Origin of the sequence: Bacillus sp. AR13-1 (assembly GCF_008042285.1) — a bacterium.
GTDB classification, from domain to species: domain Bacteria; phylum Bacillota; class Bacilli; order Bacillales; family Bacillaceae_G; genus Bacillus_A; species Bacillus_A mycoides.
The window spans coordinates 69,249-84,656 of the sequence record NZ_QNUA01000020.1; the positions used below are offsets into that span (position 1 = coordinate 69,249).

A 15,408-nucleotide genomic window follows, 5' to 3' on the forward strand; every position below is an offset into this window, starting at 1 on the left:
GAAAAGACCTAGCGTTCTAACTCAAGCCCCCACTGAAACGCTTCATCTCAGTGGGGATAGTTGACTCAGCTGATAACATGGTAGCCCTCCTTATTAAATCCATTGATCAACTTTTTACCTGTTAACACATTACCGAAATAGGGAATAATTGGTTCCTTTGCATTCCAGGTTCAACACTCCTTCGATATTGTAAAATGTATCTCATTTATACAAATTGTAATATAATTTAAATGTAAATTCGTAGCGTAAAATAGATTAAAAGTAACAAATGTTGAGAAAGGATTCCCTTGTCAAAATTAGTATTTGTATTTCACTAGATAATAAAAAATGTAGAATGATTTTATTTCTGACATTGTTATTTAATAGTAATCAAAATACAAAATAAAGAATTTTCTCGACTGGAAATTGTTACATACTCATAAAATGGAGGCAATAGTTATGCAGCAAATTAAAAAAATAGGAAACGCATTTTGGTACATGACACCTGTTTCCGAGACTGATAGACCTATCTTAGGAATGGTAGTTGGAAAAGAAAAGACTTTGATGATAGATGCAGGTAATTCAGAAGCACATACACAATTGTTTTTAGAAATGCTAAAAGAGCAAAATATCTCAAATCCTGATTTTGTAGCATTAACGCATTGGCACTGGGATCATATTTTTGGATTGCCTGTATTACAAAATGCATTGTCTATCGCACATTTTGAAACAAAAAAAGAGATGAACACACTTGTTTCTTATGAGTGGTCGGATGAGGCATTGGACGCACGAGTGAAAGAGGGTACAGAAATTGAATTTTGTGCGGACTGTATAAAAAAAGAGTTCAGTGAAAAACCAAGAAATATTCAAATTCTTCCGCCGTCCTTAACCTTTCAGAAACAACTTGAATTAGACCTTGGTGATGTGACATGTGTGTTAGAGCATGTGGGCGGGAACCATTCACATGACTCTGTTGTCATTTATATTAAAGAAGAAAAGATTTTATTTTTAGGAGATTGTATTTATGCAGATATTTTTTCTTCTAAGTGGAACTATACGACGAAACGAACGTTTAAACTGATACAAGAGTTAGAGAAATTTGATGCCGAGACCTATATTCTTTCACATGGGGAAGCTATAGATCGAAATGAATTTTTGCGAGAGATTCGTTTATTAAAAACAGTAGGAACTTATACGGAAACTCATAAAGGCGATGAAGAGAAGATAAAGGCAGCATATAAACAAGAACTAGATAGAGAATTAAATGAAGATGAGCTAGAAACAATAACGTACTTTGTAAATGGTTATGAAATGGTTAATCTGTAAAACCTAACTCAAACCAGATTGAAGCTTATTCTGATTTGAATATAATTAAACTGTACAAAAAGAGTATTGAAAGTTAATTCAATACTCTTTTTAATAATTAAATATTTAGTCCCAACCAATTTCTAAATTTTTTTGCTGGCTCATCATCTGGGTTTACACCACTTTCAAGACTGGTTGTGAACGGTAACCACTGCCAATCCTCGCATCCTACAAAAGCTATTCTTGACCAATTATCAATGAATTCAATGAAATTATTCGCAATCTTATATCCATGTCCTTCTCCATCCTCGTGACTTAGGTAAATTATCGGAGCATCTATATTATCTTGCATATCAAATGCTAAATAATCCCCATTGCCCACTTCACAAAATGCTAATTTATTATGCCACACTATATCATATTCATCTTCAGGATTTGGAAAAAACGTGTCAATCCAGTCTTTTCGTTCTTTTTCAAAATCAGAAAGACTTTCTAAACTCCAGTGGGGTGTTCCGCAAAAAATTTCACGAAATTCATTTGGTAGCTCCATATCGTCAGGTAAAAACCAGCGTAAGCTAAAATTTCCTGAGAACTCTAAAAGTACTTTTTTGAAACTATTTGGTAATTTAACACCAAGTTTTTTTTCCACTTGGATTATCTTTTCAAGAGAAGATGGTTCATCTATACAAACTTCTTGAACTTCACCGCCTATTTCTTTAATTCTAGAAGTTATTATTTCTATTCTTTCTTTTAGTAACTCGTAATCCATCATATCACCCCATGTTATATTAATTAAAGTATATCATTCTTAATATACTTTTCGTTTGGGTTTCTAACTTTTAGGAGTGATTTCTCAGAATATATGTATTGTAATCTTAAAAGTTATTTTTCGTAAAATTGAGGTTTCAAGTAGCAGCTTTTTTAGCTAATTCAGTAATATATTCAAAGAATGCATCACGTTTTACATCATAAATGACATTTACTGGTCTTCCGTTAGCAGTTTCCACTGTACGTCCTTGGCTGGGTCCGTATGTATGAACGATACTAATAATCGTTTTTGTTTTTGCAAGATCAGCTTTCCCAACAAACGCAGCAGTTAATACATCCCACAAATAGTAGGTAGAGTTAGTTGAAAAGTGAACGAGAGGGGGGACTATCGCATAACATTGACCAAGGAAATCGACACCAATATATTTACGCTCTTTTGCCCACTGTTCACGTATGTCTATAGTTAGCGGAACCTGGTTTGTACTTTCTAGAGTTACTAAATCAATGATTATATTAGCATTCCAAACACGAGCTACTGCTTCGGGATCCCAAAATGAATTCCACTCGGCTGTTCCGTCATGTTCTGGCTCATGTACATTGCCTGCAGTACGAAATGTACCGCCCATCCAAACGAGACGTTCAATTTTATCTTCGATTATTGGAGATTCATATAGTGCACGAGCAAGGTCAGTCAGGGGCCCTGTAAATAATAAAGTTGTTTTTCCATCAGTTTGTAGAAGAGTCTCTATTATATGATGATGTGCAGGTTTTTTTGATGCAGGTGTAACAACTTTCCCAAACTCATTTAAAATTGGTAAAGCATCTACATAAAATGCATGCATCCGCCATTCTTTTGGAAATGGGTTTTTTCCACGAGAGTTGGACGCTGCTACCTCAATATTATTTTTGCCGAAGCGATCTATAATTTTACGACTGGCAGACATTGCTGGTTCTAAATAACAATCTGCAGGAATAACTGAAACACCTGTAAGTTCTACATTTTCCATCTGGAGTAGTAAAAATAGTGATATTAAATCATCTACACCACCATCATGATTGAAGTACACTTTTTTCATCATTTTAATCTCCATTCTTTAATATTTAACCAGGAATTAAATTTTAATTGATGAAAAATCATCAATAATTTCCACCACTTCAATTCTCCCATTAATCAGTAACTCAGGAAGTTCATTTCTAACGTTTCCTTTCCAATACTCTCTAGCTTGTTCCATTTTTTGAGCGAAAGGAATACCATCTTCTTTCGGTAAAAGATTTCCGTCACCTTCAAAAGAACTACCGATCACTCGTAGTTTAACAATCTGTAAAACATCTCGATTATAAGAATCAAATAAAGCTTTCCATTTCAAAGCATCTTCATAGCTTTTGGCAGCATATAAGCAAGACAACCTTGACGGGTATTCAGGAAATTCTTGCAGCCTAACCATTTCCACAATCGTTTCTCTAACTGCTCTAATTGTTTGATCTATATAATTCAGAACTACTTTAGCATTTTCATTATTTATATGTAATTCTTCATTGATATAATGCCTTTTTAAAATTTGAATGGAGTCTTCATCATTAGAATTTAATTGTTCTCTTTCAAAAAAGAAGTGATAGAGGGTATTAGTTTGATTTTTGTCAAAGTGAATGATTTGTCCAATACTCATTATTTTCCTTGTAACGATGTGATATGCGTAAAATTCTGCTTTATTCATGGTTATCCTCCTAGTAGTAATTATCATATAATTCAATATTAAATTTAATAATTCAACATCAAAATATATAAAACCTTTGTAAGTAAAAAGTTATAGAGTGGGAGGATTGGAGTGAAGAGTGGAAGAAATGCACGTAAACGCTTTAAAAATGTTCACAAAATGTTCACTTACGAAGGAGTTTCCAATATCGATATAATGACAAAGACTCAAAGAGAAGGGATGATGAAAATTGCCAACAACAAGAAAGGAAAACCTCCAATTTGGTATGATGATGTGCCTCGGGATGGTTATCGTTATGACGTTTTACAATTTATTAATGAATGGAGCAGGAGGGCCAATTCATATTAAGGAGATCGCATTAGAACTAATAATTGGATTTATTATTGCGCTATTAATTGAAATATGTATCGTAGGACCGTGTGCGAAAAAGATTGTATTTGCATTACCATTTGATAAATCAAAAAAAGTAAACATGATTATTGCGATGGCAACAACAATGGTAATCGGAATGGTATTCTTTATGTCATTTTACGGAATGGCTATGATGTATTTACATAATGGGTTACATGGTGACTCATTCGCTTCAATTTATTTCTCGATTTTCATTAAAAATTTCATTATGGCGTACCCACTTCAATTAATAATAATGGGACCTCTTGTACGTTTCTTATTTGGAAAGTTTGTTTTGAAGAATAAAGCTGTTAATGTAGCATAGTTTTAATTACTAAAATATTATATACGGATGAAGTGTTTTAAACACATCTCACATATTTTGAGATGTGTTTTTTCGTGTACATTACTAATTATTTTCATATTGATGTGACATTTGTCCTTTTGTCGTTGTAGTATTGTAGCTTTTAATTAAATCATAGATAGAAGATTAGGAGATGATTTTTTTGAAAGGTATTTTACTTTCAGTTTTTGGAGGAGTATTCATTACACTTCAAGGTACGTTTAATGCGAAACTTAGTTCAGATATCGGTATATGGTCGACGAGTATTATGACGCATTTAATTGGGTTTCTTATTGCAACAACTATATTTTTGTTAAAGAAAGAAGAGAAAGTAACGGATTTAAAGGGTGTAAAAAAAGTATATTTAGCAGCTGGCGCACTTGGTGGGTTGATTATTTGTGCGGAAACAATGGCGATATATTCAATGGGAGTTACATTAACAGCTGGAACACTTATGGTTGCTCAATTATTAACAGCTACTGTTATTGAAATGAAAGGATTATTTCATATAAAAAAGATACAAATGGAGAGATACCATATTGTGGGGACGATAGTAATGATTTTAGGTATTTTTGTGTTTAATATGTAAGGAAAGAAGGGACTGTAAGTGGATAATAAATCAGACTTAATTATTCAATATTTGAAAGCTTATAATATACTTGAAATTTTTTCAGGAATAAGTACTGACAATTTTCAAGTAAATCATTTTGAAAAAGGCAAGCTTATTTGCGATAAAGATGATGAAATTCATCGTTTATATTTTGTTATTAAAGGAAAAGTAAAAGTTTACACGATTACACCAGAAGGAAAGAAACTAATCCTTCGCTTTATCAATCCATTAGCAATTGTTGGTGATATTGAATTAATACAAAATAGCAAAGCACATAATGTTGTTGAAGCTTGTTCAGATGTTGTAGCAATCTCCATTTCTAATACAGTTATTAGAAATAAGTTATTACATGATCCTATATTTATGAAGTTCTTGCTTGAAAACATTGCGAACACGTTAAAAATATCGACTCGTTTTACAGCTCTAAATTTACTTTATCCGGTAGAAGTACGTGTAGCTAGTTATTTACTTTCGATTTCAACGGATAGTAATGGGAATATGTATAAAGAGGATTTAGATTCAACTTCTGTATCAAGTATTACAGATTTTATAGGTGTAAGTTATAGGCATGTAATTCGAGTTTTACAAAAATTTTATAGTGAAAAATTAATTGAAAAGAATAATGGAGTTATTGTAATTAAAGATTTTTCTAGAATGAAGGAAGTTGCTAAAGATAATATATATGAGTAATGAAAGGGAGAGAAGGGTTATGATTGGATTTAGTTTAGCTATATTAGCTGGAATATTAATTAGCTTACAATCTGTTTTTAATACGAAAGTGAATGAAATTGTAGGACAGTGGTTAACAACTGCATGTGTTCTTGGAATAGGTCTCATAAGTTCTGTTTTATTTCATATCATTACAGAGAAAAGTATAAGCGTTAACTTTTATACTGCAAATTATTTATTTTATATAAGTGGATTGTTTGGTATCGGATTAATTATTTGTATAATGGGTGCAATAAAGAGTTTAGGTCCAGCTTATACGGTGCTCATTAGCCTTATTACTCAATTAGTTGTTGCATTATGTGTTGATACATTTGGATTGTTTGGAATGGAGAGAGTACCTATACAAATAAATAAATTAATTGGTATAGGTCTATTAATTGTAGGGGTAGGAATTTTTAAAAATTTTTTTTCGAATAAGAAAGCTATTACTATAAATGAGGATAGGGCCTAAAGAATTTAAAGGAAAAAGGTGTTAATAATTAGAACATATACATTTAGGTGGTAGTAAATGAGCGATAAGGAGAGAAAATAAGTGATTCAGTACATGTTGGAAGATGGTGTACATTATATTATGAGTGCAGTGACATAACTAGGAGGTTTCCACTATGACAGCTTTATTTAAAGCTATGGAGTTCCAGCTGAAAACTGAACGACTTGATCTGAGTATGTGGGAGGAATCCGATTCAGTCTGGATGAGAAAATTAATTGGCGAACGTGGTGTGGATATGCCAACCCTTGACGCCGTTCGTAGCAAGCTTATCGAGATGCGTAAGAGAGCAGGCGAAAATGGCATTTCCCTTCTCACTATTCGCCGACGAGACGAAGGTGATTTCATCGGATACTGTGGCTTGATTATCGGTCGTTCCACACTGGAAGAGCCGGAGATCGCATACGAGTTGTTCCGCAGTGCTCATGGCAAAGGCTATGCGACTGAGGCAGCAGCTGTTGTGCTGGACGCTGCGATTGCTACGGGGCGCCACAGACTTTGGTCGACTGTAGGCGCTTGGAATGTTGCGTCCTTCCGGGTGTTAGAAAAGATAGGATTTAAGAGGCATCACAGTACGTGGGACGAGCGCGGTGAGATTGTTTGGAACGTACGCGACCTTTAGAAATCCCGGACCTAACTCGAAACTATTGAAAAGGAGAAGAGGTCATTAGTTTGGGCAAGAATCCAGATAAAGATAAAATAACTGATTTATAATTCAAATAGTGACAAACTATAACTGAAGCATGTCCTCGAAAGCGGAGTGTTGCCTTCGCACCGAGGCTATGTCCTCCTCCAAAAACCAATCGAACGTTTCAAGTTATATATATTTATTATACTGATTAAACTAAATATTTATTGTTTACTTATTTCATTCATTATGTAAATAAAAAAGGATAGTTAGCCCTCATAATGGACTAACTATCCTATAGATTATTATATGAATTTAATAAAATCGAGGTCTTCTTTTATATATGATTAATATATAAGCTATAGATTTATCATTTTTCAAACCGTATATGAACGAACTTCAACATCTTTATTAAATTTACAATCCGCATCATAATTCGTGTACTTCCATCCCAATCTTTATTTGTAGGTATATGTTTAAAGAAAGGGGAGCAGCTTAATATTTTTATGTTAGAAGACCACTTTTCTATCGTCTTTGGATTATTTACGTAAAAATACATCATAGCGCCGTTATTACCAGATTTTTTTACAGTAGCATTCGAAAGTGTCAGTGCGAACTTTGATTCGGCATCAAAATATAACTCTCCTCCAGGAAAACGTTTTGCCATAGCGACAAATATCTCCTTCAGTTCTTCTTCTTTAAAGTAATAAAACACACCTGCTGATATAAAAAGAATACCGTCTTTTGGATCATATTTTATATCGTTGAACCAAGAAGTGTCAAAAAATGATTTGGCAATGCTTATATTTCGTGGTGTATCTTCGATTAATGTTTTGCGGAAAGCGATCGCATCAGGCAAATCAAGGTTATACCACTGTATAGTACCGTTATCAATTCTTGAAAAAGTAGTGTCTAGTCCAGAACCGATATTTACTATAGTAGCATTCGGATGTTTTCTAATAAATTGTTTAATAGTATCGTCTATTTTTCTTGCACGGGTAATGTAAGTGATACATCCATATTCGCCAAATGTATCTGCTATTTTAGAGAAATCAAAGTCGCATTCTTTAATAATCCGAATAGCTTCCGTATCATCTAAAATATCCTTGTTTTTCTCACTACCATATGCTCGTCCCCATAGTGGAATAAGCATAGTACTTTGAACTGATTGTAAATCTATTTCTTTAACCATGAAACGTCCTCCATTTAATAATAAAAAAATATCATATATATATATGATTAGTCGTTATTTAGCATTTTTGATAGTATTTTATTTGTTTTATACAGTCCGTAAGTTAAATCACGTTGATCTTCTTCACTGAGTTTTTCAAGATTACTAGTGAAATTATTATAAATTTGTTTCCATCTTTCATAATGTACTTTTTCAGCTTTATCTGTTAAGGAAATTAAAACAGCTCGTTTATCTACTGTATCTTGTTTTTTTACAATGTATCCGTTTTGCTCTAAATTACGAACGGTTACACTTAATTGTTGTTTAGGTATGTTTAAATAACTAGCAATCATTTTTAAATTTACAGCGACTTTTTGCTGGGCAATATACTCAACTATGTGTTGCTCTAAATGTGTAAATTCAGTGGATTTCTCTGATAATAATTTGAAAGTACCTGACATATTTAATAATAAATTCATGTATTCGTTTATTAATTCTTTATTAGTCATTATTTTTCGTGTCCTTTATCAATTTAGTAATTATTTTATTACTATTTTCACTTGAAATCAAATGATAACGTTGATATTAGTAATTGTTTATTTACTAATATCAATGTTATTTAAATCGTGAGAGATGCAGTAGAGGAAAAGTTAAAGTTTTTTTATGAGAGGAGAATAGAAATATTATAAAATATTACTTTATATATAAAAAACTAATGAAGCTAATGTCTTTTTCAGATATTATGCTGTAAATAATTTTATGGTAAAATCTTTTACATAATGAAATAAAGGGGTAGTATTCTATGGGTTATTTCTCAAATAGTTTATTAGTTTTGTTTGTTCTTATCGTATGTAGCTGTATGATTTTCGGTTGATAATATAATGATAGATTGATATAAAAGAAGGTATCTCACAAAGATGAGATACCTTCTTTTTCTTATAATTGTAATTTAGATTCAGTATTTGGTGATGGTTGAAATGTATATATTTTATACTCACCATTAGTTGATATATTAAACAAATATTAAATAGAGAAATATATATGGTACCAATCTTATTAAGTTCCTTATGTTTTTAAAGAGAAGGAGTTTCATTTTTTCTTATTGAAGTATTGTTCTAGTCAGTTTAACGACGGTCAAAAATTTTTTGGCATAAAAACAAAAAGGATAATAGGGAGTATTTACATGAAAACTATTTTAAAGTATACAATTGAATCCCCTAAAGATTTCAATGAATTATTAACTATGTATGAATCTTTAGGATGGAATTCTCTTAAATTATCGGTTAACGAGTTAGAGAAAATGTGTAAGCAAAGTTGGTATGCAATATATGTTTTTGATGACCAAAAGTTAGTAGGGATGGGACGCGTTATATCAGATGGTGTAATTACTGGCATTATTTGCGGAGTGTGTGTATTACCGGAATATCAGTCCAAAGGCATTGGAAAGGAAATAGTGGAACGATTAATCCGGCACTGTGAACAAAAACGAGTTATTCCACAACTTATGTGTGTTGAAGATTTAAAATCTTACTATGAATCAATTGGATTTGAGGGATTTTCGATTGGTATGACGAAACATATTAAACGATAGCGGGGCTTTGTAATTTAGAATTACTTGTTTATCGGGCCAATTTTTAGATTTCAAAAATTTCGTTATAAAGGAGAATAATGTTATGGAGATTGCTAAAGGGGTAGAGATGTTACATCTTGAATTTCAAGAGTATATTATTCACCCAATTCTTATATGGGATGATGAAATGGCAGTTTTAATAGATACTGGATTTCCTGGACAAATTGAAGATATACGAATAGAGATGGGGAAGGTTGGAGTATCGTTTGATAAACTAAAAGCCGTGATTTTGACGCATCAAGATATAGATCATATAGGTAGTCTTCCTGAACTATTACAAAACTGTGGAAGTAATATAAAAGTCTATGCTCACGATCTAGATAAGCCGTATATCGAGGGGGAGTTACCTTTGTTGAAGGATGCACAAGTACAGAATCCTCCGAAAGGAAAAGTGGATGATACTTTGGTTGACGGCCAAGAACTTCCATATTGCGGTGGTATTCTTATTATTCATACCCCAGGGCACACTCCTGGTCATATTAGTTTATATTTGAGACAAAGTAAAACTCTTATCGCTGGGGATTCAATGTATAGCGTAAACGGAATTTTAGGTGGAATTCATGCCCCAACTACTTTGGATATAAAAGAAGCGCAAAATTCTTTGAAGAAGTATTTAAATCTAGAAATTGATTCTGTAGTTTGTTACCATGGTGGATTAAGTAAGGGGAATATAAATGCACAAATTCAAGAGCTATAGATAAGAATTTTTTGTTAATCAGTGCTAAAGTATAATTTAATTGCTAGTATATAAATAAAACCCTTAAATTAATAAAGAGCATGTTTGAAGGAATTTCAAATGTGCTCTTTATTAAATATAATCAATTTAATTTTGATGACTTAATCCATTCCAATAAAACGAAACGATTTCTTTTGCTAATTCATCTATATTTGCAAGAGTAGGATTGTGATTCTCATCTTTAAAATTCCCGATTGATAATAAAGCGACGAAAGCATGGGCAGCAAATTTAGGATTTCCTTTAGGAATTTCTCCAAGGAGAATTGCGTTATCTAGCGCTTTTTCCAACACTTCATACATGTTATCCTCGGCATTTTTTAATTCCTTTAATTGCTCTTCAGATAAAGAAAGTTTTGCATCTTTCATAAAATTATTCATATCAATATCCATCGTTGCGTGTAAGTATACTGTAGCAAAGTTCAATAATCTTTCTTCCAAAGTTTTATTCGTAGAGAGTATTTGATCCATATTTTCTCTTATGCGCACCATCATTTGAATCATAGTAGCGGTAAATAGATCAGCTTTTGTTGAGTAGTAATAGTAGACAGTTGCTTTTGTAACTCCACATTCTTTCGCGACCTCATCCATTGAAACAACTTGATAACTTTGAGTGAGAAATAACCTAGTTGCAACTTCTAAAATGATTGCTTTTGTAGACTTTGTATTTTTATTTTGACGAGGCCTTCCGAGAGGACGTTGTTTTTGATCCAAATACATTCGCTCCTGACATTTATTATTGAGATAATTATAACATAATTTTTTAATCATTCTTGATTAATTAACCGACCAGTATATATAATTAATATTGGAGGAAAAAAGGAAGGTGGGGTTTTATGAAAAAGCACCCGTTACATATGTTAGGGAGGCTTGTAGCAGGGAAGAATACGCAATGGATAACTTTATCGGTATGGATTCTTATTACATTAGTACTTTCATTTACGTTACCACAAGTAAACAGTACGAAAGAACCGAATCCGAAAAATTTACCTGAAACAGCTATGTCACAGCAAGCTGAAGCACTTATGAAAAAAGATTTTCCTAATAATGCAGGAAACCCGTTGTTAGTTGTATGGCATCGGGATGGTGGATTAGAGTCAAAAGACTACAAATTAATACAGGACGTTTATAAAGAGTTAAAAACGGACCCTTTAAAAGAACAATCATTGTTACCACCATTTGATACAATTCCAGAGCAAGTATTATCAAAAAGTGGATCAAAAGATGGTACATTATTTGTCACACCAATATTTTTTAATAAATCTGCTGGAACGGATATATTAAAAGGTAATTTAGAAGAGTTACGAAAAATAGTGAATAGTAAAGTGGATGAAGATCCGTTCAAACAAAAAATTACCGACTCTGGTTTACATGTTCGATTATCTGGACCTGTAGGTATTCAAACGGATGCGGTAAGTTTATTTAGTCAAGCTGATGTGAAATTATTAGTTGCTACTGTACTACTAGTATTGGTTTTATTAATTTTACTGTACCGTTCACCAATTTTAGCAATTTTACCTTTACTCGTTGTTGGTTTTGCATACGGAATTATCAGTCCGACACTGGGCTTTTTAGCAGACAATGGATGGATTAAAGTAGATGCACAGGCTATATCGATTATGACTGTCTTACTGTTTGGAGCAGGAACGGACTATTGTTTATTTCTTATTTCAAGATATAAAGAGTACTTGCTAGAAGAAGAAAGTAAGTATAAAGCATTGCAACTTGCGATAAAAGCATCAGGTGGAGCAATTATAATGAGTGCACTTACTGTAGTATTAGGGTTAGGAACGTTATTACTTGCTCATTATGGAGCTTTTCATCGATTCGCAGTTCCATTTAGTGTGGCTGTTTTCATTATGGGAATCGCTGCTTTAACGATTCTTCCAGCATTATTATTAATTTTCGGTAGAGTTGCATTTTTCCCGTTCATACCGAGAACAGCTGAAATGAATGAAGAGTTTGCAAGAAAGAAAAAGAAAGTAGTAAAAGTAAAAAATACTAAAGGGTTCTTTAGTCAAAAACTTGGGGATATTGTTGTACGTAAACCGTGGACAATTATTATGCTAACCGTATTTTTATTAGGAGGCTTGGCTTCATTTGTACCGCGTATTCAATACACGTACGACTTATTAGAATCATTCCCGAAAGATATGCCATCACGCGAAGGATTTACATTAATTACGGATCATTTTTCAGCTGGAGAATTAGCGCCAGTAAAGATTGTAGTTGATTCAAAGGGAAAAGATTTACCTATTAAACAAGAAATAGAGAAATTATCTTTTGTTAATAAAGTGAAAGAGCCAATGAAGGGAAAAGAAAATAATCAATTGCAAATGTATGAAGTTTCTTTAGTGGAAAACCCATACTCAATTGAAGCATTAGATCAAATCCCTAAATTGAAAAATAGTGTAGAAAAGGTATTAAAAGATGAAGGAATTAGTCAAGCTGAGAATCATTTATGGATTGGCGGAGAAACAGCTTCCTTATATGATACAAAGCAAATTACTGAACGGGATGAAGCGGTTATTATTCCGGTTATGATTAGTATCATCGCTTTACTTTTACTCGTGTATTTACGTTCAATCGTTGCGATGATTTACTTAATTGTAACTGTCGTTTTATCTTTCTTCTCTGCATTAGGAGCAGGCTGGATTTTACTGCATTTCGGTATGGGAGCTCCCGCGATACAAGGTGCGATACCGTTATATGCATTCGTATTTTTAGTTGCCTTAGGGGAAGATTATAATATCTTTATGGTTTCAGAAATATGGAAGAATAAAAAGAAACAAAATCATTTAGAATCAGTTAAAAATGGTGTTATACAAACAGGTAGTGTAATTACATCCGCAGGTTTAATTTTAGCAGGAACATTTGCAGTATTAGGTACATTGCCAATTCAAGTTTTAGTTCAATTCGGTATTGTGACAGCAATCGGTGTATTGCTAGATACATTTATTGTAAGACCATTACTTGTACCTGCGATTACAGTTGTTTTAGGCCGCTTTGCTTTTTGGCCAGGGAAACTTTCTAAAAAGAGAGAAGAAGTAAAAAAATTGGATATATAATAGAGAAGAGCCAAGGATATTTTCCTTGGCTCTTTTCTATGTAGTTCATTAATTTTTTGAAGTCAAATCATCATTTACAACGTGATCAGCATCTTCAATGGTTGTTTCGGGCATTCCATATAAGCCGTTCATTGCTTGTTCTTCGATATTAAGATTTGCAGTATTATTATTTTGAATAGATGTAGTGTTTTCGATAACATTTTCTTTTTTATTTACATTTTTGTCATTCATGTTTGAATCCTCCAAACGTCATTTGATTTATTAATAGTATGTGGATGGATTTCCAGAAATATGTGAACGAATTTCTGCAGATGTTATATAGTTAAATAAAAAGCTTAGTATTAAATTTAAACTGTAAGGAGTGAACAAGTGTGGTGAAAACAAGAAAGTTAGCCTTCTAAAATAAAAATAAAATTTTAGGAGGCTATTAAAATGAAGTTTCATGTAATTGACAGAGAAAATTGGAATAGAGAGCAGTATTTTGAACATTATTTAAAATTAAAGTGTTCGTTTAGTATGACAGCGAATGTTGATATTACGATGATGCTAGAGGAAATACATCAAAAGGAAATTAAATTTTATCCGACTTCTATTTATGTAATTTCTAGAGTGATAAATAAACATACAGAATTTCGAACATGTTTTAATGATGAAGGAGTTTTAGGGTATTGGGAGGAAATGATACCTAGTTATACAATCTTTCATAAAGATGATAAATCTTTTTCAAGTATATGGACGGATTATTCTAGCGATTTCCACATTTTCTATAAAAACTATGAAGAGGATATGAGATGTTATGCTAATGTTCATGGTTTCTTCCCGAAAGAAAATATTCCGCCAAATATTTTTCCGATTTCTGGTATACCTTGGACTAGTTTTACAGGATTTAATTTAAATATTAATAATGATGGTGATTCTTTATTACCAATTATTACTTGTGGGAAATATTTCAATGATGGAAGCAGGGTTATGCTACCTGTTTCATTGCAAGTACATCATGCGGTTTGTGATGGATATCATGCGAGTCGATTTATAGAGGATTTACAGGAGCTAGCTAATACTTGTAACGAGTGGCTTAAGTAATATCTAATTATTAATTATATAAAATTGAAAATGAATAAGCGTTAAAATAAAAAGAAGAGAACATATGTATATTACATATTCTCTTCTTTTTATTCATTCATATTAAGTAACAGTGGAAAATATAGGTTGATTTGTAGTTTAATAGTAAAGAGAGTGATTAGTTTTAAATTTCTTTATTTTATAATTATTTAAGGGTTCAAATGTTTTAATAGGGGGAAAGTAAAGTGAAATTCATACGTATTGAAAAAGATGAAATCCTAATTAATAATATGGCAAAATTGTATTGTAAAGCATTTGAGAAAACAAATTTTACTGAAATGATTGAGAGAATGAAAAGACATATAGAATATGCAGATTTTAAAGGTATAGTAGCAATAAATGATGAAAATGAGGTAGTTGGTTTTACTTATGGTTATCGCTCATTAGAAGGGCAGTACTATAATCAATTAATGAGAGAAGCGTTAAATCTAGAACAAGCAGACGAATGGTTACAAGATTGTTTTGAATTTGTAGAGTTAGCAGTTCACCCACAATATCGAAATGAAGGTCTTGGAATGAAATTACATAATGAATTATTAGAAGGGATTTCAAATAGAACGAGTATTTTAACAACACAAATAAACTATGAAAAAGCGCGTTCTTTATATAAAAGATTGGATTGGGTGGATGTATTAGAGCCATTTCACCCAAGTAAAAGTGATGCCCCATATGTAATAATGGGAAAAATATTAAAGACAAAAGTAAATTAATAACTATATCGTTCACAAAA

The 15,408-nt window shown here is 32.2% G+C and carries 19 protein-coding genes; 12 read left to right on the top strand and 7 right to left on the bottom strand.

Translation table 11 applies throughout. The annotated features are described in order from the left end of the window. Positions 1 to 438 precede the first annotated feature (438 nt). Positions 439 to 1,305, top strand: a complete 867-nt coding sequence (locus DN408_RS16375) for an MBL fold metallo-hydrolase (protein WP_016120178.1) — start codon at positions 439 to 441, stop codon at positions 1,303 to 1,305. A gap of 97 nt (positions 1,306 to 1,402) precedes the next feature. Here the strand turns inward: DN408_RS16375 and DN408_RS16380 are convergent, their stop codons facing one another. From DN408_RS16380 to DN408_RS16390, 3 genes are all read right to left on the bottom strand, one after another. Continuing rightward, positions 1,403 to 2,053 carry an SMI1/KNR4 family protein gene (locus DN408_RS16380; protein WP_078178809.1) on the bottom strand — a complete coding sequence of 217 codons (651 nt, stop codon included), beginning with the start codon at positions 2,051 to 2,053 and terminating at the stop codon, positions 1,403 to 1,405. A 136-nt stretch (positions 2,054 to 2,189) separates the two neighbouring features. Next, complete coding sequence (locus tag DN408_RS16385; protein WP_078178810.1) at positions 2,190 to 3,131, bottom strand: nucleoside hydrolase; 942 nt, start codon at positions 3,129 to 3,131, stop codon at positions 2,190 to 2,192. Between the two features lie 33 nt (positions 3,132 to 3,164). Next, complete coding sequence (locus DN408_RS16390; RefSeq protein WP_016120180.1) at positions 3,165 to 3,767, bottom strand: DUF2441 domain-containing protein; 603 nt, start codon at positions 3,765 to 3,767, stop codon at positions 3,165 to 3,167. Between the two features lie 111 nt (positions 3,768 to 3,878). Between DN408_RS16390 and DN408_RS32050 the strand changes: the two genes are divergently transcribed. The 6 genes from DN408_RS32050 (at position 3,879) to DN408_RS16415 (ending at position 6,948) form a co-directional block, all read left to right on the top strand. After that, a complete protein-coding gene (locus tag DN408_RS32050) occupies positions 3,879 to 4,115 on the top strand; it encodes a hypothetical protein (RefSeq protein WP_232301881.1) in 237 nt (78 codons plus the stop codon). Beyond that, positions 4,033 to 4,482, top strand: a complete 450-nt coding sequence (locus DN408_RS16395; protein ID WP_229180808.1) for a DUF2798 domain-containing protein — start codon at positions 4,033 to 4,035, stop codon at positions 4,480 to 4,482. Before DN408_RS32050 ends, DN408_RS16395 begins: the two co-directional genes overlap by 83 nt. 181 nt (positions 4,483 to 4,663) lie before the next feature. After that, complete coding sequence (locus DN408_RS16400) at positions 4,664 to 5,089, top strand: DMT family transporter (RefSeq protein ID WP_002127319.1); 426 nt, start codon at positions 4,664 to 4,666, stop codon at positions 5,087 to 5,089. Positions 5,090 to 5,107: 18 nt separating this feature from the next. Next, positions 5,108 to 5,800, top strand: coding sequence for a Crp/Fnr family transcriptional regulator (locus DN408_RS16405; protein WP_002127320.1), 693 nt, complete (start codon positions 5,108 to 5,110; stop codon positions 5,798 to 5,800). A 19-nt stretch (positions 5,801 to 5,819) separates the two neighbouring features. Then, entirely contained in the window at positions 5,820 to 6,290 is a 471-nt protein-coding gene (locus DN408_RS16410; RefSeq protein ID WP_002127321.1) for a DMT family transporter, read from the top strand. Positions 6,291 to 6,444: 154 nt separating this feature from the next. Then, positions 6,445 to 6,948 (top strand): GNAT family N-acetyltransferase, encoded by a 504-nt coding sequence (locus DN408_RS16415; RefSeq protein ID WP_078179233.1) that lies wholly within the window; start codon positions 6,445 to 6,447, stop codon positions 6,946 to 6,948. Positions 6,949 to 7,324: 376 nt separating this feature from the next. On the opposite strand, the gene DN408_RS16420 is transcribed toward DN408_RS16415, so the two are convergent. Beyond that, positions 7,325 to 8,146, bottom strand: coding sequence for a class I SAM-dependent methyltransferase (locus DN408_RS16420; RefSeq protein ID WP_044439690.1), 822 nt, complete (start codon positions 8,144 to 8,146; stop codon positions 7,325 to 7,327). A gap of 47 nt (positions 8,147 to 8,193) precedes the next feature. Next, positions 8,194 to 8,634 carry a MarR family winged helix-turn-helix transcriptional regulator gene (locus DN408_RS16425; RefSeq protein ID WP_147740256.1) on the bottom strand — a complete coding sequence of 147 codons (441 nt, stop codon included), beginning with the start codon at positions 8,632 to 8,634 and terminating at the stop codon, positions 8,194 to 8,196. Positions 8,635 to 9,308: 674 nt separating this feature from the next. Between DN408_RS16425 and DN408_RS16435 the strand changes: the two genes are divergently transcribed. Both DN408_RS16435 and DN408_RS16440 read left to right on the top strand, forming a co-directional pair. Beyond that, entirely contained in the window at positions 9,309 to 9,716 is a 408-nt protein-coding gene (locus DN408_RS16435) for a GNAT family N-acetyltransferase (protein WP_078179171.1), read from the top strand. A gap of 82 nt (positions 9,717 to 9,798) precedes the next feature. Beyond that, positions 9,799 to 10,452: an MBL fold metallo-hydrolase gene (locus DN408_RS16440; RefSeq protein WP_078179172.1), complete on the top strand. Its 654-nt coding sequence runs from the start codon at positions 9,799 to 9,801 to the stop codon at positions 10,450 to 10,452. A 126-nt stretch (positions 10,453 to 10,578) separates the two neighbouring features. Here the strand turns inward: DN408_RS16440 and DN408_RS16445 are convergent, their stop codons facing one another. Beyond that, positions 10,579 to 11,202: a TetR/AcrR family transcriptional regulator gene (locus DN408_RS16445; RefSeq protein WP_078179173.1), complete on the bottom strand. Its 624-nt coding sequence runs from the start codon at positions 11,200 to 11,202 to the stop codon at positions 10,579 to 10,581. 122 nt (positions 11,203 to 11,324) lie between these two features. Between DN408_RS16445 and DN408_RS16450 the strand changes: the two genes are divergently transcribed. Next, positions 11,325 to 13,556, top strand: coding sequence for an MMPL family transporter (locus DN408_RS16450; protein WP_078179174.1), 2,232 nt, complete (start codon positions 11,325 to 11,327; stop codon positions 13,554 to 13,556). 48 nt (positions 13,557 to 13,604) lie between these two features. On the opposite strand, the gene DN408_RS16455 is transcribed toward DN408_RS16450, so the two are convergent. Further along, the gene (locus DN408_RS16455; protein ID WP_016120182.1) at positions 13,605 to 13,787 is read right to left on the bottom strand and encodes a DUF4021 domain-containing protein; all 183 of its coding nucleotides are present in this window, start codon (positions 13,785 to 13,787) and stop codon (positions 13,605 to 13,607) included. A 201-nt stretch (positions 13,788 to 13,988) separates the two neighbouring features. Here DN408_RS16455 and catA point away from each other — a divergent pair, with 201 nt between their 5' ends. Both catA and DN408_RS16465 read left to right on the top strand, forming a co-directional pair. Continuing rightward, positions 13,989 to 14,639 (top strand): type A chloramphenicol O-acetyltransferase, encoded by a 651-nt coding sequence (catA, locus tag DN408_RS16460; protein WP_002127330.1) that lies wholly within the window; start codon positions 13,989 to 13,991, stop codon positions 14,637 to 14,639. A 224-nt stretch (positions 14,640 to 14,863) separates the two neighbouring features. Next, complete coding sequence (locus DN408_RS16465) at positions 14,864 to 15,388, top strand: GNAT family N-acetyltransferase (protein WP_016126906.1); 525 nt, start codon at positions 14,864 to 14,866, stop codon at positions 15,386 to 15,388. Positions 15,389 to 15,408 lie beyond the last annotated feature (20 nt).

What these genes read in the sequence shown, in the direction of transcription:
- DN408_RS16375 (WP_016120178.1), top strand. Translation starts at nt 439, where the DNA reads ATGCAGCAAATTAAAAAAATAGGAAACGCATTTTGGTACATGACACCT.
- DN408_RS16380 (WP_078178809.1), bottom strand. Translation starts at nt 2,053, where the DNA reads ATGGATTACGAGTTACTAAAAGAAAGAATAGAAATAATAACTTCTAGA.
- DN408_RS16385 (WP_078178810.1), bottom strand. Translation starts at nt 3,131, where the DNA reads ATGATGAAAAAAGTGTACTTCAATCATGATGGTGGTGTAGATGATTTA.
- DN408_RS16390 (WP_016120180.1), bottom strand. Translation starts at nt 3,767, where the DNA reads ATGAATAAAGCAGAATTTTACGCATATCACATCGTTACAAGGAAAATA.
- DN408_RS16395 (WP_229180808.1), top strand. Translation starts at nt 4,033, where the DNA reads ATGATGATGTGCCTCGGGATGGTTATCGTTATGACGTTTTACAATTTA.
- DN408_RS16410 (WP_002127321.1), top strand. Translation starts at nt 5,820, where the DNA reads ATGATTGGATTTAGTTTAGCTATATTAGCTGGAATATTAATTAGCTTA.
- DN408_RS16415 (WP_078179233.1), top strand. Translation starts at nt 6,445, where the DNA reads ATGACAGCTTTATTTAAAGCTATGGAGTTCCAGCTGAAAACTGAACGA.
- DN408_RS16420 (WP_044439690.1), bottom strand. Translation starts at nt 8,146, where the DNA reads ATGGTTAAAGAAATAGATTTACAATCAGTTCAAAGTACTATGCTTATT.
- DN408_RS16425 (WP_147740256.1), bottom strand. Translation starts at nt 8,634, where the DNA reads ATGACTAATAAAGAATTAATAAACGAATACATGAATTTATTATTAAAT.
- DN408_RS16435 (WP_078179171.1), top strand. Translation starts at nt 9,309, where the DNA reads ATGAAAACTATTTTAAAGTATACAATTGAATCCCCTAAAGATTTCAAT.
- DN408_RS16440 (WP_078179172.1), top strand. Translation starts at nt 9,799, where the DNA reads ATGGAGATTGCTAAAGGGGTAGAGATGTTACATCTTGAATTTCAAGAG.
- DN408_RS16450 (WP_078179174.1), top strand. Translation starts at nt 11,325, where the DNA reads ATGAAAAAGCACCCGTTACATATGTTAGGGAGGCTTGTAGCAGGGAAG.
- DN408_RS16455 (WP_016120182.1), bottom strand. Translation starts at nt 13,787, where the DNA reads ATGAATGACAAAAATGTAAATAAAAAAGAAAATGTTATCGAAAACACT.
- catA (WP_002127330.1), top strand. Translation starts at nt 13,989, where the DNA reads ATGAAGTTTCATGTAATTGACAGAGAAAATTGGAATAGAGAGCAGTAT.